Origin of the sequence: Paraburkholderia sp. RL17-347-BIC-D, from assembly GCF_046027915.1 — a bacterium.
Taxonomy (GTDB): Bacteria; Pseudomonadota; Gammaproteobacteria; order Burkholderiales; family Burkholderiaceae; genus Paraburkholderia.
On the sequence record NZ_JARESS010000035.1, the window covers coordinates 70,816 to 90,330 of the forward strand.

Genomic DNA, 19,515 nt, shown 5'->3' on the forward strand with positions numbered 1-19,515 from the left:
TCGTAATCCTGGTTAATTCTGGCAAAAGCCCCGCGGACTCGGCTTACGCCTTGCCCGAAGCAGCCGCGACGACCTTCTGAGCCGCTTCTTCCATGCTGTCCGCCGCGATGATCGGCAGGCCGGATTCAGCGAGCATCTTCTTGCCGAGGTCTTCGTTCGTGCCCTTCATGCGGACCACGAGCGGCACCTTCAGCGAGACGGCCTTCGACGCCGCGATCACGCCTTCCGCGATCACGTCGCAGCGCATGATGCCACCGAAAATGTTGACCAGAATCGCAGTCAGGTTCGGGTTCTTCAGCATGATCTTGAACGCTTCCGTGACCTTCTCGGTCGTGGCGCCACCGCCCACGTCCAGGAAGTTCGCCGGTTCGCCGCCGAACAGCTTGATGGTGTCCATCGTTGCCATTGCGAGGCCAGCGCCGTTCACGAGGCAGCCGATGTTGCCGTCGAGCGAGATGTACGCAAGGTCGAACTTCGAGGCTTCGACTTCAGCCGGATCTTCTTCGTCCAGATCGCGATACGCGACGATTTCCGGGTGACGGAACAGTGCGTTCGAATCGAAGTTGAACTTGGCGTCGAGTGCGATGACCTTGCCGTCGCCGGTCAGGATCAGCGGGTTGATTTCGGCCAGCGATGCGTCGGTTTCCCAGAATGCCTTGTACAGGCCTTGCAGGATCGCGCGCGCTTGCGGGATCGATGCGTCGGGCACGCCGATTTTCTTCGCGAGGTCGTCAGCTTCGGCGTCCTTCAGGCCGGTCGACGGGTCGACTGCAACCTTGTGGATCAGCTCGGGCGTCTTTTCCGCGACTTCTTCGACGTCCATGCCGCCTTCGCTCGATGCCATCACGACGATCTTCTGCGACACGCGATCGATCACGAGGCCGACATACAGTTCCTTCTTGATGTCAGCGCCTTCTTCGATCAGCAGACGATTCACCTTCTGGCCTTCCGGGCCGGTCTGGTGCGTGACGAGCTGCATGCCGAGGATCTGGTTCGAGTACTCACGAACCTGTTCCAGCGACTTGGCAACCTTCACGCCGCCGCCCTTGCCACGGCCACCCGCGTGGATCTGAGCCTTCACGACCCATACCGGGCCGCCGAGCTCTTCCGCGGCCTTGACCGCATCATCCACCGAGAAGACCGGCTTGCCGCGCGGTACCGCGACGCCGAATTTCCGCAGGATTTCCTTACCCTGGTACTCGTGAATCTTCATGCGTGATTCCCTTCAGTCTGAGAGTTGGATTGAACTTCGTTTCCGCTGCCGTCGTTCATGCCGGACGCGTTGCCGCCCTCGCCTGTCTGGCGGACTGCCCCGTCGCCTGACGATGCCGCGCGATCCGCTGTATACGGAGCGCGGCCATACCAGCGCGGATAAAACTGCTGCACCGCCTCGCCGTCGAAACGCAGCGCGTGGCAGCGTCCCAGCTGGAATGGCGGTTTATCGTTGGAATGCTCACCTGTGCTGTTAGACGATCCGTCTCCTGAACCTGCGTTCGCGCCCGACGCGCCGTCACCGGTGTTCCACACTTCGCCGGCGAATGCCTGAATCGCGGCGGTCGGCAGGATCGCGCACAGCTCGGTGAGATGCGTGCAACCCGCCGTGCCGCCCAGCAAACGGGCAGACTCGCGACGGAAGTTTTGGCGGAGATTGAGCCCGATGAGGGCACGGTAGGCGGGATTGCTGACTTGGCACAAACCAGGATAGGGCACCCAGTCGGACGACGCCTCGGCGTCGACGACATTGAGCTTGCGATCGATGGTGATGCGAAGCCAGAGTTCATGGATCGGCTGACCATTGGGCCGGACGCCCGACGCAAGCACCACATCGCGCGGTTTTTCGTCGGTCAAGCACGCTTCCACATCCCACAGGCCATCGGCTCGCTCATAGGCTTCCGCTCTGATTGCGCGACGATGGCGCAACTGACGGGACACTGGCGGGGAGAGCGGCATGCGGGAAGGAAAGGCCGGATTGGAAAACCCACGAATTTTAGCATACTGGGTATTTGGGACAGGTCCGATTGCGCACGGCCGCGCCGCAGGCGGCTGAGCGCGGAAGTCGCTGTCTTAAAGGGCTTGCGCGCCAATAAAGCCGCCGCGCTTACTCGCCGGCCCAGTCTTCGTCGATTCCCTTAAGGATTTTGCCGATCGTGGCCCCCGAAAATCCGCGCGAGGCCAGAAAGCGCGTCTGCTTCGCCCGTTCGGCGGGCGTTTCGGGAAGCCGGCCGAATTTCTTTTGCCAGACGGCGAGCGCACGAGCCAGTTCCGTTTCGCGCAATTGCGCGCTGGCTTCTTCGACGAGCGTCTGGTCGACCGAATGCTGCTTCAATTCGCCGACGATCCGGCTCGCGCCCAATCGCGACGAGCGCCGATGAATCAGACTTTCGGCGAAACGCGAATCGGACAGCCAGTTTTCGGCTTCGAGTGCGTCGAGCAAGGTGTCGAGCGAGTCGGTTTCCTCGACGAACGGCTTCAGCTTGCGCGCCAGTTCGGTGCGGCTGTATTCACGGCGGGACAGATAGCCGAGCGCGCGGCCTTTTAGCGACCGTGCCGGACGTTGGGATTTTTTGGCTTCGTCTTGCCCGGGTTTCGCTTCGCCTGGGACGCGACGCGAGCGAGTGTAGGTGGTTTCGGAGGGATCCGAGCCTACGGGCGGGGAGGATTCAAACTGCGCGCGCTGCGGATTGCGGCCCGCAGCGCGGTCATGTGCGTCGAACGATTCGAATGGATCGAACGACTCGTCGTCTTCATCACGCGGGCCGTCCGCGTGGTGTCCGGAATCGGACAACGGCCGGCCCTTGCGTATCACGTGATGGTTACTCTTCTTCGTCCGCGACTTCAGCGCCTGCGCCGGTCACGGCTTCAGCCATGGCATTCACGCCCAGCGATTCACGGATACGGTTTTCGATCTCGCGAGCGATATCCGGATTTTCGCGCAGGAATTCACGCGCGTTGTCCTTGCCCTGACCGATACGTTCGCCGCTGTAGCTGTACCATGCGCCGGCCTTGTCGACGATCTTGGCCTGCACGCCCAGGTCGATGACTTCGCCCTGACGCGAAATACCTTCGCCGTACAGGATGTCGAAAATCGCTTCGCGGAATGGTGGAGCAACCTTGTTCTTCACCACCTTCACGCGCGTTTCGTTGCCGATCACTTCGTCGTTCTTCTTGATCGAACCGATACGGCGAATGTCCAGACGCACCGACGCGTAGAACTTCAGCGCGTTACCGCCCGTGGTGGTTTCCGGGTTGCCGAACATCACGCCGATCTTCATACGGATCTGGTTGATGAAGATCACGAGGCAGTTCGTGCGCTTGATCGTGCCGGTGAGCTTGCGCAGCGCCTGCGACATAAGACGCGCTTGCAGACCCGGCAGCGAGTCGCCCATTTCGCCTTCGATTTCAGCCTTCGGCACGAGTGCCGCGACCGAGTCGATCACGATCATGTCGATCGAGCCCGAACGCACCAGCGCGTCGGCGATTTCGAGCGCCTGTTCGCCGGTGTCCGGCTGCGAAACCAGCAGGTCGTTCACGTTCACGCCGAGCTTGCCCGCGTACTGGATGTCCAGCGCGTGTTCCGCGTCGATAAACGCCGCCGTGCCACCGAGCTTCTGCATTTCGGCGACGACCTGCAACGTCAGCGTGGTTTTACCGGACGACTCCGGGCCATAAATTTCGACCACCCGGCCACGCGGCAAACCGCCGACGCCCAACGCGATGTCGAGGCCGAGCGATCCGGTTGAGACCACCTGGATATCTTCGACCGCCTCACCTGCGCCGAGCCGCATGACCGACCCTTTGCCGAACTGCTTTTCGATCTGCGCGAGTGCGGCAGCGAGTGCCTTGCTCTTTTCAGCAGTCAGTCCAGCCGAGCCTTTCTTGCTTTCTTCCATGAATCGTCCTTTGCTATGATGAACGGCGTCTGAGGCGGATGTGCAGCCCCGAGTTTCAACCTACTCGTGAAGGACAGCACACGAAACCCAGACACTGTATAAAAAAACAGTAGTTTTGGCAAGCACGATTCTCATGCGAACGCGCATTTTTACTGTCGCGCTGCCCAACTACCCACAATAATTTTCGGAGACCGCTGTGCGCCGGGGGACACCCCGCGGCGCCGGCAAGGCCAGGCTTGCGCACCATGCGAATTCTGATTGCCGAAGACGACAGCATACTCGCGGACGGTCTGGTTCGATCACTCCGCCAATCGGCCTATGCCGTCGATCATGTGAAGACCGGCGTCGAGGCCGACACCGCGCTGTCGATGCAAACTTTCGACCTGCTGATTCTCGATCTGGGCCTGCCGCGCATGTCCGGCCTCGAGGTGCTGCGCCGCCTGCGCGCGCGCAATTCCAACCTGCCGGTGCTGATCCTGACCGCCGCGGACAGCGTCGACGAACGTGTCAAGGGTCTCGATCTCGGCGCCGACGATTACATGGCCAAGCCCTTCGCGCTGAACGAACTCGAAGCACGCGTGCGCGCCCTGACGCGGCGCGGCGCGGGCGGCGGCCCGACGGTCGTACGGCATGGTTCGCTGTCGTTCGACCAGGTCGGCCGGATCGCCTATGTCAACGAGCAGGTGATCGATCTGTCGGCGCGCGAACTGGGTTTGCTCGAAGTGCTGCTGCAACGGATCGGCCGCCTTGTCTCCAAGGAACAACTCGTCGACCACCTGTGCGAATGGGGTGAAGAAGTCAGCAACAACGCAATCGAGGTCTACGTGCACCGCCTGCGCAAGAAAATCGAACCGAGCGGCGTGCGCATCATCACCGTGCGCGGTCTTGGCTACTGCCTCGAGAAAGCGGCGTCGCCGGCGAGCACGAGCGCGAACGCCATGACGACGCCCCCGCCCGCCGAGCCCGAGCCGCCCTCCTCGCCGCCGTCCGGCGCGATGCCGGCGAGCCATCACTACAAATAGAGGACGCCCATGTCCGCGCGCGCAGACCGCGCTACGGCGCACGCGGCGGACCTCGACGAGGCGCGCGACGAGCGCTACGCCAATCCGTTCGCCCCGCCCGACGAAACCGAAGCTGCCGCCGAGGCGCGCCCGCGCTCGCTATTCGGCGAGATCCTCGACTGGATGCTGGCGCCGCTGCTGCTGCTTTGGCCGATGAGCCTCGCTGTCACGTATCTGGTCGCCAAGTCGATTGCAAACGGCCCGTTCGACCGCGCGCTGGAAACCGACGCGTACGTGCTCGCGCGCCAGATTCATCCGGTCAATGGCGTGGCGGAACTGACGCTGCCCGACTCCACGCGCGACTTTCTGCGCGCGGACAATGTGGACAGCGTGTTCTATCAGGTGCTCGGCACGCGCGGCGAACTGGTGGGCGGCGAGCGCGACATGCCGCTGCCGCATGAGGAAGACCGGCCGCAGCCGGGGCTCGTCGAATTTCGTGACGACGTGCTGCGCGGCAACGATATCCGCGTCGCCTATACGACCGTCGAGTTTCCGCAGACGCCCGGCGCGCAGCCTGTGCTGGTGCAGGTCGCCGAAACGCTCGACAAGCGCAGCCAGCTCGCCAACGACATCATCAAAGGCGTGATCCTGCCGCAGTTCGTGATCCTGCCGCTCGCGATCCTGCTGGTGTGGTTCGGGCTCTCGCGCGGCCTCGCGCCACTGCACGCGCTGCAGGCGCATATCCGCGCGCGCCGCCCGGACGACCTGTCGCCGCTCGAGGCACGCCGCGCGCCGCCGGAAATCGAGCCGCTCGTCACCTCGTTCAACGATCTGCTGACGCGCCTCGAACAGAACATGGAGCTGCAAAAGCGTTTTATCGCCGATGCCGCGCATCAGATGAAAACGCCGCTGGCCGGCCTGCGCACCCAGGCCGAACTGGCGCTGCGCCAGGACGCCTCCGCGGAAGTGCATCGCTCGCTGGAGCAGATCGCCACCAGCTCGGAGCAGGCCGCGCGGCTCGTCACGCAACTGCTGGCGCTGGCGCGCGCTGAGAATCGCATGTCGGGGCAGATTTTCACGCCGGTCGAGGTGACCGAAGTCGCGCGCCACGCCGTGCGCGATTGGGTTCAGGCCGCGCTCGCCAAGCAGATGGATCTGGGCTACGAAGCGCCCGAGGAGCCCGTCGAAGTGGACGGCAATCCGGTCATGTTGCGCGAAATGCTGTCGAATCTGATCGACAACGCCATCCGCTATACGCCGCCGGGCGGGCGCATCACCGTCAGGGTCAGGCATGACGCGCCGGCGCGGCTCGTGTATCTGGAAGTCGAGGATACCGGCCTCGGCATTCCGGTCGCCGAGCGTTCGCGGGTGATTGAGCGCTTCTACCGGATTCTCGGCCGTGAAGGCGACGGCAGCGGCCTCGGACTCGCGATCGTCCGCGAGATCGCGACCATGCACGGCGGCGAGCTGACGATCGACGACAACGTCTACCAAACCTCGCCGCGGCTTGCCGGCACGCTCGTACGCGTAAGCTTGCACGTGCACGAACGGGCCGGGACTTACCCTAACGTGACTTGAACGCGCAAATCTGCCATCTCGATATTGAGATTACTTGAGAGCAAATTAGCCGGTCTTGAGGCCAGATCGCCGCGTGTTGGCCAAAAACCTGCAACACACGCCAGGCTGCAATTTCACCCCGCCACGTCAGTACGCCGTAAGTTTCCACTCCAATAATCGGTTCCACGGGAACGCCGTTACCGGCGAACCGCGTGCATATCAATATTGGAGACGACATATGGCTACCGTTGGCGGGCAAATCTCGCACGTGCCGATGACGCGCGAAGAGAAGCGGGTGATCTTCGCATCGTCGCTGGGTACGGTTTTCGAGTGGTACGACTTCTATCTGGCCGGCTCGCTGGCGGCCTTCATCAGTAAGAGCTTCTTCTCCGGCGTCAATCCGACTGCCGCGTTCATCTTCACGCTGCTCAGCTTCGCGGCCGGCTTCGCGGTCCGGCCGTTCGGCGCGATCGTGTTCGGGCGCCTCGGCGATATGGTCGGGCGCAAGTACACGTTCCTCGTGACGATCGTGATCATGGGCCTGTCGACGTTCCTCGTCGGTTTTCTGCCGGGCTACGCGGCGATCGGCTTTGCTTCGCCGGTGATCTTCATCGCGATGCGCATGCTGCAAGGCCTCGCGCTCGGCGGCGAGTACGGCGGCGCCGCCACCTACGTGGCCGAACATGCGCCGCCGGGACGCCGCGGCTTCTACACGGCCTGGATCCAGACAACCGCCACGCTCGGCCTGTTCCTGTCGCTGCTGGTGATTCTCGGCGTGCGTACGGCAATGGGTGAAGACGCGTTCGGCGCCTGGGGCTGGCGCATTCCGTTCATCGCCTCGATCATCCTGCTGGGCGTGTCGGTGTGGATTCGTCTGCAACTGCATGAATCGCCGGTGTTCGAGCGCATCAAGGCCGAAGGCAAGACCTCCAAGGCGCCGCTGACCGAAGCCTTCGGCCAGTGGAAGAACCTGAAGATCGTGATTCTCGCGCTGATCGGCCTCACCGCCGGCCAGGCCGTGGTCTGGTACACGGGCCAGTTCTACACGCTGTTCTTCCTGACGCAGACGCTGAAGGTGGACGGCAGCAGCGCCAATATCATGATCGCGATCGCGCTCCTGATCGGCACGCCGTTCTTCCTGTTCTTCGGCTCGCTGTCGGATCGTATCGGCCGCAAGCCGATCATCATGGCCGGCCTGCTGATCGCCGCGTGCACGTACTTCCCGCTGTTCAAGGCGCTGGCGCACTACACCAACCCGGCGCTGGAAACCGCGACCGCGAAGGCACCGATCGTCGTGATCGCGAACCCGGACGAGTGCTCGTTCCAGTTCAACCCGGTCGGCACCTCGAAGTTCACGAGTTCCTGCGACATCGCCAAGAGCGCGCTCTCGAAGGCCGGCTTGAACTACGAGAACGTCGCCGCGCCGGCGGGCACGCTGGCGGAGATCAAGGTCGGCGATACGGTGATCAACACGTATGACGGCAAGGCCGCCGACGCCAAGGATCAAGGCAAAGCGTTCGACAAGACCCTCGCGACGACGCTGAAGACCGCGGGCTATTCGCCGAAGGCCGATCCCTCGCAGATCAACTGGCCAATGACCGTGGTGATCCTGACGATCATGATGATCTACGTGACGATGGTCTACGGACCGATCGCGGCGATGCTGGTGGAGATGTTCCCGACGCGCATCCGCTACACCTCGATGTCGCTGCCGTATCACATCGGCAATGGCTGGTTCGGCGGGTTCCTGCCGGCCACCGCCTTCGCGATCGTGGCGGCGAAGGGCAATATCTTTTCGGGACTGTGGTATCCGATCGTGATCGCGCTCATTACCTTCGTGATCGGCATGCTGTTCGTCCGGGAAACCAAAGACTCGGACATCTACGCGAAGGACTGAAACGTCTGATGACCGGAACAGCTTCTTGAAAAAGTTGTACGCCGGGGGTTGACAGCCTCCGGCGCCATCCGCATAATCTCGCTTCTTTCGGCGAATTAGCTCAGTTGGTTAGAGCGACGGAATCATAATCCGCAGGTCCGGGGTTCGAGTCCCTGATTCGCCACCAGTTGCAAGAAAAAGCCGCTGATCCGCAAGGTTCAGCGGCTTTTTTGTTTTGGCTTTCCGAACTGCAACTACAGCAACTTCAAGGAGGTTTCTTGATGACGTTCCGCACCGCCACGCTTGCCGTGGCCACCGCTTCCATCGCGTTTCTCAGCGGCACCGCCGCACTCGCCGCTCAGGCTCAGACACCGCCCGACAGCCAGTGGCGCGCGAGCGCGACCACGCTGTCCACGCTCTTGCAGGACGGCTACAAAATCGTCGCCGTCGTGAATAGCGCCCATGGCAGCGCGGGCCCGGCCGACACGATTTTCGTCCAGCGCGATCAGAGCGCCTTCAAATGTATCGACCCGCAGCAGCCCGACGCGAAAACGAGAACATCTGTCGCGCCGCCTGCATGTTTCGAGTTGGTGCCGCCGTCGGGAGCGTCGGGGACGCCCGAGTCGAAGTAGTCGCCACGCGGCGTGCGGAAGCGCGCCGTCAACGCCCCACTTAACCCAATCGCACGCCGGCTATCACCGATCCACCAGCCGGCTCAGATTGCCCCGTACGCGTTGCAACAACGCGATCAACTGCTTCGCTTCCTCTTCAGTAAAGCCGTTCAGCGCTTCGAGCGCGACTTCGTCGCCGACTTTGCGCGCCTTGCCGAGCGTGCGCTCGGCCTTCGGCGTCATGTGCACCTGGCGTTCGCGGCGGTCCTGCGGATTGGCAGTCCGCTCGATCCAGCCGCCCTCTTCCATCCGGTCGAGCAGACGACCCGCCGAAATCGGCGCGACTTCGAGCAGGTCCGCGAGCCGCGCCTGATTGGTGTCGCCGTAATGCGCGAGGTAGGCCAGCACGCGGCACTGCGCGCGCGTCAGATCGACTGAAGACTTCGCGAGGTCGTCGAAACGCTTGCCCGTCAGGCGGCCGACGTCGGAAATCAGAAAGCCGAAGCGCTCATCGAGTTGGGTTTTCATGCGCGGATTATACGAAAGGCTTTCGTTTTTCAGGGTTGAAACGGGCGCAATTCACGCTCCGCATAATTCCCGATGGCAGACACGCGCGCAACCGATATACTAAGCATGCTTACTATATCGACGACCCCGCTCATTCATGTCTTCCGACAACCCGGCGGCCAGCGCCGCCGCGCCGCTCAACCGCCCGATGATCACCATCTCGATCATGCTGGCGACGTTGATCCAGACGCTCGACAGCACGATCGCCAACGTGGCCCTGCCGCATATGCAGGGCACGCTGTCCGCGTCGCAGGATGAGATCACGTGGGTGCTGACCTCGTACATCGTCGCCGCCGCGATCGCCACGCCGCTCACCGGCTGGCTGTCCGACCGGCTGAGCGTCAAGCGCCTGCTGATCTTCGCGATCGGTGGCTTCACGGTGTCGTCGGCGCTGTGCGGTTTGTCGGAGACGCTCACGCAAATCGTCGCGTCGCGTTTGCTGCAAGGGATTTTCGGCGCGTCGCTGGTGCCGCTGTCGCAATCCATCCTGCTCGACATCAACCCGCGCGAGAAGCAGGGCCAGGCCATGGCGGTATGGGGCATGGGCGTGATGGTCGGGCCGATTCTCGGGCCGACGCTCGGCGGCTGGCTCACCGACAGCTACAACTGGCGCTGGGTGTTTTTCATCAACGTGCCGATCGGCGCGTTCGCGCTGTTCGGCGTGGCGACCTTCCTGCCTTCGCGCGAGCCGAAACACGACGCGAAGTTCGACGCGTTCGGCTTCGCCACGCTTGGTCTCGCCATCGGCGCATTGCAGGCCATGCTCGATCGCGGCGAGCAACTCGACTGGTTCGGCTCGAACGAAATCGTCATCGAGGCGCTGCTTGCGGCCATCAGCTTCGCGTTTTTCCTCGTGCACACGGCCACCGTCGGCAAGAAATCGTTCTTCAAATACGAGTTGCTGAAGGACCCGAACTTCGCCACGGGGACGTTTTTCATCTTCGTGATCGGCGCGGTGATGTATGCGACGCGCGCGTTGCTTCCGCCCATGCTGCAAAACCTGATGAATTATCCGGTCGCGACCACCGGCCTCGTCACCGCGCCGAGCGGCGCGGGCACGATGGTCGCGATGCTGATCGCCGGGCGCCTGCTGAGGCGGATCGACGCGCGGCTCCTGCTGCTCGCGGGCTTCCTGATCTCGGCGTTCGCGCTGTGGCAGATGATGCATTACACGATCGTGCTGTCGGCATCGGACATCGTCTGGCCTGGGGTGATTCAGGGCTTCGGACTCGGTCTCGTGTTCGTGCCGCTGAGCGCGCTGACCTTCTCGACGCTCACGCCGGAACTGCGCGCGGACGGCACCGCGACATACAGCCTGATGCGCAATATCGGCAGCAGTATCGGGATTTCGATCGTGCAGACGCTGATGACGCGCAACACGCAAGTCTCGCATGCGGACCTCGCGGCGAATATCACGCCCTTCAATCCCGCTATCCAGCCGATGCTCAATAGCGGATCGAACTACGACATGGCCGCATTGAACGTGTCGATCACTCAGCAGGCGTCGATGATCGCCTATCTGAACGACTTCAAGCTGATGTTCATGGCGACGCTGCTGGTTATTCCGCTACTGCTGTTGATCCGCCCTGCACACAAGGCGGCGGATACGTCCGTGGCGCACGCCGCGATGGATTGAAGCGCGACGGCTGACGCGGCGCTGAACCGGATCGTCGCCGAGCGCCGCCGCGACGCCCACGCCTAAGCCTCGATTCGCCCGCGCGTCACACCCAACAGCCCCGCCATCGCCGCACGCGCCGCAGCCGCGTCGCGATCGCGAATCGCTTCGAACACCGCCGTATGCTCGGCCAGCGACGCATTGAACACGTCCGCGCGTTTCGCGTTCAGACGCAGTTGCGCTTCGAGCGTGCGCTCGATCAGCGTGCCGAGCGGAATCAGCAATTCATTGCTGCACGCGGTCAGCACGCTCAAATGAAACTGCAGATCGGCACGCACCCATTCGTCGACATTGCGCGCCGCCACCATCGCCGCATGGGCCGCGGCGAGTGCGTAGAACGTGTCGTCCGTGTGCGAGGCAGCCGCCAGACTCGCGGCGTACGGCTCGATCATCTCGCGCATTTCCTGCAGCTTGAGCGCGAACGTCATTGGCTCGGCGACCCGCGAGTACCAGTCGAGCACGTCGACATCGAGCAGATTCCACGCGCGTTTCGGACGCACGCGCGTGCCCACGCGCGGACGCGATTCGATCAAGCCTTTCGAAGTCAGCGTACGCAAAGCCTCCCGCAACACCGTGCGGCTCACGCCGAACGTCTCCATCAACTCCGCTTCGCGCGGCAGGATGGAATCGGGCGCATAGTCGCCGCGCAGAATCGCGGTCGCCAGCAGATGGGCGACACGCCCATGCAGATCGTGCTGAATAGCTTTCTCCTAGCGGCCTTGCGGCGCTATCGATATTGGAACCGAGGCCGGAACGAGCGCGATTATCCGGTATCTCAACCTTGAGATCACTGCTTCGACAACACCATGCCGAGACGCCGGTCTTGCCACTATATGGCCAATAATACTATTAATAGTACTTAAACGCGCTTTGTTGTAGCATGTGAATCCCCGGAATATTTCGCAGACGCCCAAGGCCGATGCTTTGCATGGGGCCGGAGTAAGCGCTAAAGCGCTAACTCCGGCCGACAAAGGAGACGTACACCATGAAAATCACCAAGCTCGAAACCTTCATCGTTCCGCCGCGCTGGTGCTTCCTGAAAATCGAAACCGACGAAGGCATCGTCGGCTGGGGCGAGCCGGTGGTCGAAGGCCGTGCGCACACGGTGGCGGCCGCGGTGGAGGAGCTGTCCGACTATCTGATCGGCAAAGACCCGCTTCTGATCGAAGACCATTGGCAAGTGATGTATCGGTCGGGCTTCTATCGCGGCGGCCCGATCACGATGAGCGCGATCGCCGGTGTCGACCAGGCGCTGTGGGACATCAAGGGCAAGCATCATGGCGTGCCGGTTCATGCGCTGCTCGGCGGCCAGGTGCGCGACAAGATCAAGGTGTATTCGTGGATCGGCGGCGACCGTCCGAGCGACGTCGCCAACAACGCGCGCGCCGTGGTCGAGCGCGGCTTTAAGGCCGTGAAGATGAACGGCTCGGAAGAACTGCAGATCATCGACACCTTCGACAAAGTGCAAGGCGTTATCAACAACGTCGCGGCCGTGCGCGAGGCGGTCGGACCGAACATCGGCATTGGCGTGGACTTCCACGGCCGCGTGCACAAGCCGATGGCCAAGGTGCTGGCGAAAGAACTCGACCCGTACAAGCTGCTCTTCATCGAAGAGCCGGTGCTGTCGGAGAACGCCGAGGCGCTGCGCGACATCGTCAACCAGACCAACACGCCGATCGCGCTGGGCGAGCGCCTGTATTCGCGCTGGGACTTCAAGCACATTCTGTCGGGTGGTTACGTCGACATCATTCAGCCGGATGCGTCGCACGCGGGCGGCATTACCGAGTGCCGCAAGATCGCGTCGATGGCGGAAGCCTACGACGTCGCGCTCGCGCTGCATTGCCCGCTCGGCCCGATCGCGCTGGCCACCTGCCTGCAGATCGACGCGGTGAGCTACAACGCGTTCATCCAGGAACAGAGTCTCGGCATCCACTACAACCAGGGCAACGATCTGCTCGACTACATCAGGAATCCGGAAGTCTTCAAATACGAAGACGGCTTCGTGTCGATTCCGCAAGGTCCGGGCCTCGGCATCGAGGTCAACGAAGAGAAGGTGCGGGAGATGGCGAAGGTCGGCCATCGCTGGCGCAATCCGGTGTGGCGCCACGAGGACGGCAGCGTCGCCGAATGGTAATTGCGTGAAGGAACGCCGCCCATGGGCGGCGTTTTTGTTTTTGCGTCGACGTTCATGTTTGCGTGTTCCGCGGCCCGTGGCGCCGGCAGAAAAACCAACAAGAGGACAACCTGAGTGGAGACAACCCACATCCAGACGCAAGCGACGGCCAAGCGCCACCGCCTCCTTGCGATGCTGTTCATCACCGTCGTCATCACGTATCTGGACCGCAGCAATCTGTCGATCGCCGCCACCGCGATCGCGCAGGATCTGCAACTCGATTCGACCCAAATGGGACTGGTGTTTTCCGCGTTCGGCTGGTCATACGCACTGCTGCAAATTCCCGGCGGCATGCTGGTCGATCGCACGCGGCCGCGGCTTCTGCTGGCGCTGATCATCGGACTGTGGTCGCTGGCGACCATTCTGCAAGGATTCGCCAGCGCGTTCGCGATGCTGCTTTCGCTGCGCGTGCTGCTCGGGGCGCTGGAGGCGCCCGCCTATCCCACGCTGAACCGTATCGTCACGACCTGGTTTCCGGATAGCGAACGGGCTCGCGCGATTGCCAGCTATACGTCCGGCCAGTATGTCGGGCTCGCGTTTCTGACGCCGGCGCTGGTTCTCACGCAACAGCATTTCGGTTGGCAAGGCGTGTTCTTTCTGACCGGAGCGATCGGCGTGGCGTGGGCGCTGGTTTGGTACGCGCTGTACCGTGAACCGTCCGAGGCTAAGGACGTCAACGAAGCCGAACTCGAAACGATCCGTGCAGGCGGCGGACTCGTCGAACTCGGCGACACACGTCGTCCCCGCGCGCGCTACAGCGCCGCCGACTGGCGCGCGGTGCTCGGCAATCGCAAGCTGTGGGGCGTCTATATCGGGCAGATCGCGGTGACCTCGACGCTGTGGTTCTTCCTCACCTGGTTTCCCACCTACCTTGTCAAGTACCGGCACATGGACTTTCTGAAAGCCGGCTTCATGGCGGCCGTGCCGTTTCTCGCTGCCTTCGTGGGCATTCTGGGTTCGGGCCTGTTGTCGGACTGGATGATCCGGCGCGGCGTGTCGGCCACGCTCGCGCGCAAGGTGCCGATCGTGACGGGCCTGCTGCTGTCCACGGCGATCGTCGGCGCAAACTATGTCGAGTCGCCCGCGATGGTGATCCTCTTCATGGCGATCGCGTTCTTCGGCAGCGGTTTTTCGTCGATCACATGGGTGCTGGTGTCGTCGATGGCGAAGAAGGAACTGCTCGGCCTCACCGGCGGCATGTTCAACCTGATGGGCAACCTGTCGTCGATCTGCGTACCGGTGGTGATCGGCTTGATCGTCAGGAACAACGATTTCCGGCCCGCGCTGGTGTTCATGAGCTGCGTCGGCGTGGTCGGCGCACTGTCGTATCTGTTCCTCGTGGGCAAGATCGAACGGATTCGTTAAAGCGGCGTTATCCCGCGCTTCGCGGTGCGGCCCGCGCGTCACGGTGACGTGGCGCGCGGGCCGTCGCAGTAACGCAACATCCCGGACCAAATGGACCGAAACAGGCGTTTTCCAGGCTCTTCCCTGCTGCGTAGCATTCCTCGCAAAGCCTCATCCAGAAAGGCTTTCAAGCCGTTTGTTCGGCATCAGACAGACTCATGGCCCGCTCCTTGCTGAAATGCATTCAAACGACAAATGCATCGGGGAAAATATGGGCGAGTTCCTTCCAGACTATCTGCTCCGCGAACAAGCCGCCGTTGGTGCGTTGGTGGTGTTCGGCGTGCTGCGCATCCTCGGCGCGGCGCTCGCATTCGAACGCGGCTGGCGCATCTCGGTCGTCGAGAAATGCCTCATCGGCGCCGCGGTGGTGTACTGCCTGCCGCAACTGTTCGATCTCCTCACGCATATGTACGGCGCGCGCGCCGCGGGCGCCGAACTCGAAGGCAAAGCTGCGGGCTGCGCCATCGCGCTCTTTTGCGCGCCGATCCTCGGACACCGGCTCGGCCTCGAATAAGCGGAGGCTCACATGCGGCTGGCCGAGCGGCTCATGAGGCGGGCGCAACCCGCGTTTCGCGCGGGCGACGTCCTGAAACTCAAGTCAGGCGGCCGCCCGATGACCGTCATCTGGAGCGGGCCGGTGCTATTCGCGCCGGGCAACTGGCTGATCTGCCAGTGGTTCAGCGAAGCCGGCGAGTTGCAGCAGGAGATGTTTCCGGAGGAGACACTAGAGCGGGCGAGCCACGCACTCGCCGCCTGAAAAGAGTAGTAACGGATTGCTGGCCACCGCCAGGCGACCGTGTGTATTGCGCCGCACGCTTTTGCTGTGCGGCGCTTTTTTATGTGGTTGACGTGGCGGTTGCGGCACGTTGCAGAGCTGAACTCATGCCGACGCGGTTGCGGTTCAGTCGCCGTCGATCACGCAGCTCGCCTTGCGCATGACCTCGCGCCACGGCATCAACCGAGCGCCGCGAACGCCGGTACGCTATGCGACAACGCGGCCGCTGCGACGAACACGCCGATCATCGCCAGCGCTTCGAGATACAGCACGTTGACGAAGGTGTGAGCATCCATCGTCGAGGCCGTGCGGCGCAGGCGCGGCAGCGCCAAAAAGCGGTTGAGTCCGCCGAGCACGAGCGCGAGCGCGACCAGCGCAAGCTTCAGCGTCAGCACATGACCCCACGTGCTGAGTTCGATCGCCTCGAACGAGCCGCCCGAACCCCGTATCGCGTTGAAGATGCCGGAGAGCAGCACGAGCGCAACCGCCACCACCGACACGTTCGACACCTGAGTCGCCGTGCGGATCAACATGCCGCGCGCGGTCGAGGTGCCGAGCGCCGGCAGGACCGCGAGCCCCGCCGCCATCGCCAGACCGCCCCACACGCTGGTGACGAGCACATGCAGCGTTTGCATGGCGATCGCGGCCGAGGCCGGCCCGGCATCGGCGGCGTGACCCAGCGACGCCTTGCCCGCGGCGATCGCGATCACCGCGAGCCAAAGCAGCGCGTTGCGCAGCATGCCCGTATGACTGGCCATCGCTGTGCCGAGCAGCACGAGCGCGCCGGCAAACGCAACGCTCCAACCGTAACCGACATGGGTTTGCGTCAGCACGGTCGGCACTACGCCAATGGCGGCCGGCAACGCGACACCGCTCATCGACGCCGCCTGATACAGCAGCCAGCCGAGATCCGCGAGTACCAGCACGACGGTGGCCGTCAGCATCGAGCGTTGCGCGCGCAACCACGCGGGACGCGCGGGCGAGATCTTCTGCTGGGCGTCCTTCGCGAGCCACGCGCCGAGCAACGCCGAACCGACGGCAAACGCAAACGCGACGTTCATGAGCGCGGCCATGGCGACCTGCCCGATCCAGAGTCCGTCGATGCTCATTTGACGATAAACGCAAAGTCGCCTTGGGTACGGTGGCCGTCCGTGGCTACCGCGATCCAGTGCACCGCATAGCGGCCGGCATTCAACGACGGCAGCGGCAGATGCATGACCTTGGCGTCATCCTTATCGACCTGCGACTCGGCCGGTGCGGCCGCCTTGCCGCTCGTGTCGGCAAGCGCGATCCTGCTGAAAGCCGGCTCGAGCGGCTCGGTGAAATGGATCGTCACTTCGGTGGGCGCGCTGACTTCGGCGTTGGCCGCCGGCTCGCTCGAGGTCAGATGCGCATGGGCGAAAACCGTGGACGTCGCAAGCAGCGCCGCGGCGCCGAGCATCGAGGCTCGCAACGCCGGACGGGAAAAATTAAGTAGCTTCATGTAGGGCCGATAGCGGATGATCAGGAAAACGGTGGGCGTCGGACCGGGCACAACGAGACCGGACAAAGCCCGGCGCGCCCGGAAGTGTACGCTTCGATGGTTCGCGCGGGCGTCGGTTCAACCTGGTTTATGGATAGATCGGCCGGGCCCGAGGCTTGCGCCGTTGATCGCGCAGACAAATTCGGGATAACAGGCGAGTCGCTCGAAGCTGTCGTCCGCGTCAAACTGTCGCATGGCTGTGACAGCCGGAACCTTCTCTAATGTGCCAAATAGTCACCATCACCCTTCGATGATAGAATGCTGCGTCGCCGCAGCGCCGGCTGCCCTTCACACCGAGCCGCTCGAAGTTCGGTCAGGTCCCCGATTTTGATGGAGTTACGCGTGTCTTCAAGACGCATTTTCCGCCCGTTGCTCGCCCTTCTGCTGATCGGCTCCGCGGGCGTTTATAGCGCTGCGAAAGCGCAGACTCAACCGAAGGCCCCCGATACGATGGAAGCGCGCGTGCAAGGCTGCACGGCCTGCCACGGCTCGCATGGCCAAGGTACCGACAACGACTACTTCCCGCGCCTGGCGGGCAAGCCGGCCGACTATCTCTACAACCAGCTGCAGAATTTCCGCGAAGGGCGCCGCAAATATCCGCCCATGAACTACCTCGTCACGTACCTCTCCGACGACTACCTTCATCAGATCGCCACGTACTTCTCGCAACAGCGTCCTCCGTATCCGCCGCCGGCCAAGCCGACGGTGTCGTCGAGCACGCTCGCGCGCGGCCAGCAGATCGTGCTGAACGGCGACGCCTCGAAGCAGATTCCGGCTTGCGCGGCTTGCCACGGCAAGAGTTTGACCGGTATGGAACCCGCTATCCCGGGTCTGGTCGGTCTGCACTCCGACTACATCAGCGCCCAGCTCGGCGCATGGCGCTCGGGCTCGCGTCATGCCATCGCGCCTGATTGCATGCACACCATCGCCACGCGCCTGACCGACGATGACGTGAACGCCGTCGCTTCATGGCTTTCCACGCAACAGGCTCCGCAAAACCCCGTGCCGGCTCCGGCCCGCTCGATGAAGACTCCGCTTGCCTGCGGCAGCGAACCGCAATAAGGCACCGGGAGAGACACTCAAATGAAACGCAAGTCTTTGTTCGCCCTCTCGGCAGTCGTCGTCGTTGCGGCCGCCGCACTCGTTCCCGTCCTGTGGTCGGGCGGCGACCATCTGCATAACGGCACGGCCATGGCGGCAACGCCCGCCGACCAGGCCGCGCTGATCAAGAAGGGCGAGTATCTCGCCCGCGCCGGCGACTGTATCGCCTGCCACACGGTGCGCGGCGGCAAGCAGTTCGCCGGCGGTCTGCCCATGGCCACGCCGTTCGGCACGATGTTCACGCCGAACATCACGCCTGACGACCAGTACGGTATCGGCAAGTGGACGCAGGACGACTTCTACCGCGCCATGCACACCGGCCGTTCGAAAGACGGCAGCCTGCTGTATCCGGGCTTCCCGTTCACCAGCTACACGAAGGTCACGCGCGCCGACTCGGACGCGATCTACGCGTACCTGCGTTCGGTCACGCCGGTCAACGTGGCGAGCCGTCCGCATGAACTGAAATTCCCGTTCAATCAGCGCAACATGCTGATCGGCTGGCGCACGCTGTTCTTCCGTGAAGGCGAGTACAAGCCGGATCCGACCAAGTCGGTCGAATGGAACCGCGGCGCGTACCTGATCGAAGGCCTCGGCCACTGCGGCATGTGCCACACGTCGATCAACGCCATGGGCGGCCCGGTGAGCTCGGCGGCGTTTGCCGGCGGCCTGATCCCGCTGCAGAACTGGTACGCACCGTCGCTCACGTCGAACAAGGAAGCCGGCCTCGGCGACTGGGAAACCAAAGACATCGCCGATCTGCTGAAGACCGGCGTGTCGAACCGCGGCGCGGTGTTCGGTCCGATGGCCGAAGTGGTTCACAACAGCCTGCAGTACATGTCGGACGCGGACATCAACGCGATGGCCACGTACCTGAAGACGATTCCGCAGAAGAGCGAAGCGCCTGAACCGCTGCAGCTCGAAACGTCGGAAAAGTTCGGCGGCGAACTGTTGAAGCAAGGTCAGAAGATCTACGCTGACAACTGTGCGAAGTGTCACGCGGAAAATGGCCTCGGCATGCCGCCGTCCTTCCCGCCGCTCGCGAACAACCAGTCGATTCAGATGCCGTCGGCGGTCAACCCGATCCGTATGGTGCTGAACGGCGGCTACCCGCCGAGCACGGATGGCAACCCGCATCCGTATGGCATGCCGCCGTTCGCGCAAGCGCTGTCGAATCAGGAAGTCGCGGCGGTTGTGACGTACATCCGTATGTCGTGGGGCAACCACGGTACGGCCGTGTCACCGCAGCAAGTGTCCGATCTGCGTTCGGCGCCGCTCGACTAAGCAGCGTTCGTAGCATCCGGGGCGCGGCCAGCGAAATTAGCGGCCGCGCCCGTGGCTTTTTAAGGACCGGTATCATGGCTGT

19 protein-coding genes and 1 tRNA gene are annotated in these 19,515 nt (G+C 63.1%); 12 read left to right on the top strand and 8 right to left on the bottom strand.

The window, feature by feature from the left end; translation table 11 throughout:
• Nucleotides 1–43: 43 nt before the first annotated feature.
• The 4 genes from sucC to recA form a co-directional block, all read right to left on the bottom strand.
• Nucleotides 44–1,213, bottom strand: a complete 1,170-nt coding sequence (gene sucC / locus P0D96_RS33760) for an ADP-forming succinate--CoA ligase subunit beta (protein WP_020069250.1) — start codon at nucleotides 1,211–1,213, stop codon at nucleotides 44–46.
• On the bottom strand, nucleotides 1,210–1,950 hold the full coding sequence (locus tag P0D96_RS33765; RefSeq protein WP_132373220.1) for a DUF2889 domain-containing protein: 741 nt from the start codon (nucleotides 1,948–1,950) through the stop codon (nucleotides 1,210–1,212). Before P0D96_RS33765 ends, sucC begins: the two co-directional genes overlap by 4 nt.
• 148 nt (nucleotides 1,951–2,098) lie before the next feature.
• On the bottom strand, nucleotides 2,099–2,806 hold the full coding sequence (gene recX / locus P0D96_RS33770) for a recombination regulator RecX (protein ID WP_408287709.1): 708 nt from the start codon (nucleotides 2,804–2,806) through the stop codon (nucleotides 2,099–2,101).
• A 7-nt stretch (nucleotides 2,807–2,813) separates the two neighbouring features.
• Entirely contained in the window at nucleotides 2,814–3,890 is a 1,077-nt protein-coding gene (gene recA, locus P0D96_RS33775; RefSeq protein ID WP_132373216.1) for a recombinase RecA, read from the bottom strand.
• Nucleotides 3,891–4,135: 245 nt separating this feature from the next.
• Between recA and P0D96_RS33780 the strand changes: the two genes are divergently transcribed.
• The 5 genes from P0D96_RS33780 to P0D96_RS33800 all read left to right on the top strand — a co-directional run bounded on the left by P0D96_RS33780 (nucleotide 4,136) and on the right by P0D96_RS33800 (nucleotide 8,956).
• Nucleotides 4,136–4,912: a response regulator gene (locus tag P0D96_RS33780; RefSeq protein ID WP_408181820.1), complete on the top strand. Its 777-nt coding sequence runs from the start codon at nucleotides 4,136–4,138 to the stop codon at nucleotides 4,910–4,912.
• Nucleotides 4,913–4,921: 9 nt separating this feature from the next.
• A complete protein-coding gene (locus P0D96_RS33785; RefSeq protein ID WP_408287713.1) occupies nucleotides 4,922–6,469 on the top strand; it encodes a sensor histidine kinase in 1,548 nt (515 codons plus the stop codon).
• 217 nt (nucleotides 6,470–6,686) lie between these two features.
• A complete protein-coding gene (locus tag P0D96_RS33790) occupies nucleotides 6,687–8,345 on the top strand; it encodes an MFS transporter (RefSeq protein ID WP_132373210.1) in 1,659 nt (552 codons plus the stop codon).
• 89 nt (nucleotides 8,346–8,434) lie between these two features.
• Nucleotides 8,435–8,511 (top strand) — tRNA-Met (locus P0D96_RS33795).
• A 94-nt stretch (nucleotides 8,512–8,605) separates the two neighbouring features.
• Nucleotides 8,606–8,956 (top strand): hypothetical protein, encoded by a 351-nt coding sequence (locus P0D96_RS33800; RefSeq protein WP_408287717.1) that lies wholly within the window; start codon nucleotides 8,606–8,608, stop codon nucleotides 8,954–8,956.
• A 63-nt stretch (nucleotides 8,957–9,019) separates the two neighbouring features.
• Here P0D96_RS33800 and P0D96_RS33805 read toward each other — a convergent pair whose 3' ends face one another.
• Nucleotides 9,020–9,463: a MarR family winged helix-turn-helix transcriptional regulator gene (locus tag P0D96_RS33805; protein WP_132373206.1), complete on the bottom strand. Its 444-nt coding sequence runs from the start codon at nucleotides 9,461–9,463 to the stop codon at nucleotides 9,020–9,022.
• A gap of 136 nt (nucleotides 9,464–9,599) precedes the next feature.
• On the opposite strand from P0D96_RS33805, the gene P0D96_RS33810 reads away from it, so the two are divergent.
• Nucleotides 9,600–11,138, top strand: a complete 1,539-nt coding sequence (locus P0D96_RS33810; RefSeq protein ID WP_408317926.1) for a DHA2 family efflux MFS transporter permease subunit — start codon at nucleotides 9,600–9,602, stop codon at nucleotides 11,136–11,138.
• 62 nt (nucleotides 11,139–11,200) lie between these two features.
• Here P0D96_RS33810 and P0D96_RS33815 read toward each other — a convergent pair whose 3' ends face one another.
• Nucleotides 11,201–11,878, bottom strand: coding sequence for a FadR/GntR family transcriptional regulator (locus P0D96_RS33815; RefSeq protein ID WP_408181864.1), 678 nt, complete (start codon nucleotides 11,876–11,878; stop codon nucleotides 11,201–11,203).
• Between the two features lie 284 nt (nucleotides 11,879–12,162).
• Here P0D96_RS33815 and dgoD point away from each other — a divergent pair, with 284 nt between their 5' ends.
• From dgoD to P0D96_RS33835, 4 genes are all read left to right on the top strand, one after another.
• Complete coding sequence (dgoD, locus tag P0D96_RS33820; protein WP_116139217.1) at nucleotides 12,163–13,311, top strand: galactonate dehydratase; 1,149 nt, start codon at nucleotides 12,163–12,165, stop codon at nucleotides 13,309–13,311.
• Between the two features lie 171 nt (nucleotides 13,312–13,482).
• Complete coding sequence (locus P0D96_RS33825; RefSeq protein ID WP_408287826.1) at nucleotides 13,483–14,715, top strand: MFS transporter; 1,233 nt, start codon at nucleotides 13,483–13,485, stop codon at nucleotides 14,713–14,715.
• A gap of 250 nt (nucleotides 14,716–14,965) precedes the next feature.
• The gene (locus P0D96_RS33830) at nucleotides 14,966–15,268 is read left to right on the top strand and encodes a hypothetical protein (protein WP_408181813.1); all 303 of its coding nucleotides are present in this window, start codon (nucleotides 14,966–14,968) and stop codon (nucleotides 15,266–15,268) included.
• A 33-nt stretch (nucleotides 15,269–15,301) separates the two neighbouring features.
• Nucleotides 15,302–15,511: a YodC family protein gene (locus tag P0D96_RS33835; RefSeq protein WP_408181811.1), complete on the top strand. Its 210-nt coding sequence runs from the start codon at nucleotides 15,302–15,304 to the stop codon at nucleotides 15,509–15,511.
• A gap of 197 nt (nucleotides 15,512–15,708) precedes the next feature.
• On the opposite strand, the gene P0D96_RS33840 is transcribed toward P0D96_RS33835, so the two are convergent.
• Nucleotides 15,709–16,638 carry a CopD family protein gene (locus tag P0D96_RS33840; protein WP_408317928.1) on the bottom strand — a complete coding sequence of 310 codons (930 nt, stop codon included), beginning with the start codon at nucleotides 16,636–16,638 and terminating at the stop codon, nucleotides 15,709–15,711.
• Complete coding sequence (copC, locus tag P0D96_RS33845; protein ID WP_408287829.1) at nucleotides 16,635–17,012, bottom strand: copper homeostasis periplasmic binding protein CopC; 378 nt, start codon at nucleotides 17,010–17,012, stop codon at nucleotides 16,635–16,637. Before copC ends, P0D96_RS33840 begins: the two co-directional genes overlap by 4 nt.
• A gap of 369 nt (nucleotides 17,013–17,381) precedes the next feature.
• Here copC and P0D96_RS33850 point away from each other — a divergent pair, with 369 nt between their 5' ends.
• Complete coding sequence (locus tag P0D96_RS33850) at nucleotides 17,382–18,113, top strand: c-type cytochrome (protein ID WP_408287730.1); 732 nt, start codon at nucleotides 17,382–17,384, stop codon at nucleotides 18,111–18,113.
• 21 nt (nucleotides 18,114–18,134) lie between these two features.
• Complete coding sequence (locus P0D96_RS33855; RefSeq protein WP_132373192.1) at nucleotides 18,135–19,433, top strand: c-type cytochrome; 1,299 nt, start codon at nucleotides 18,135–18,137, stop codon at nucleotides 19,431–19,433.
• The last annotated feature ends 82 nt before the right edge of the window (nucleotides 19,434–19,515 follow it).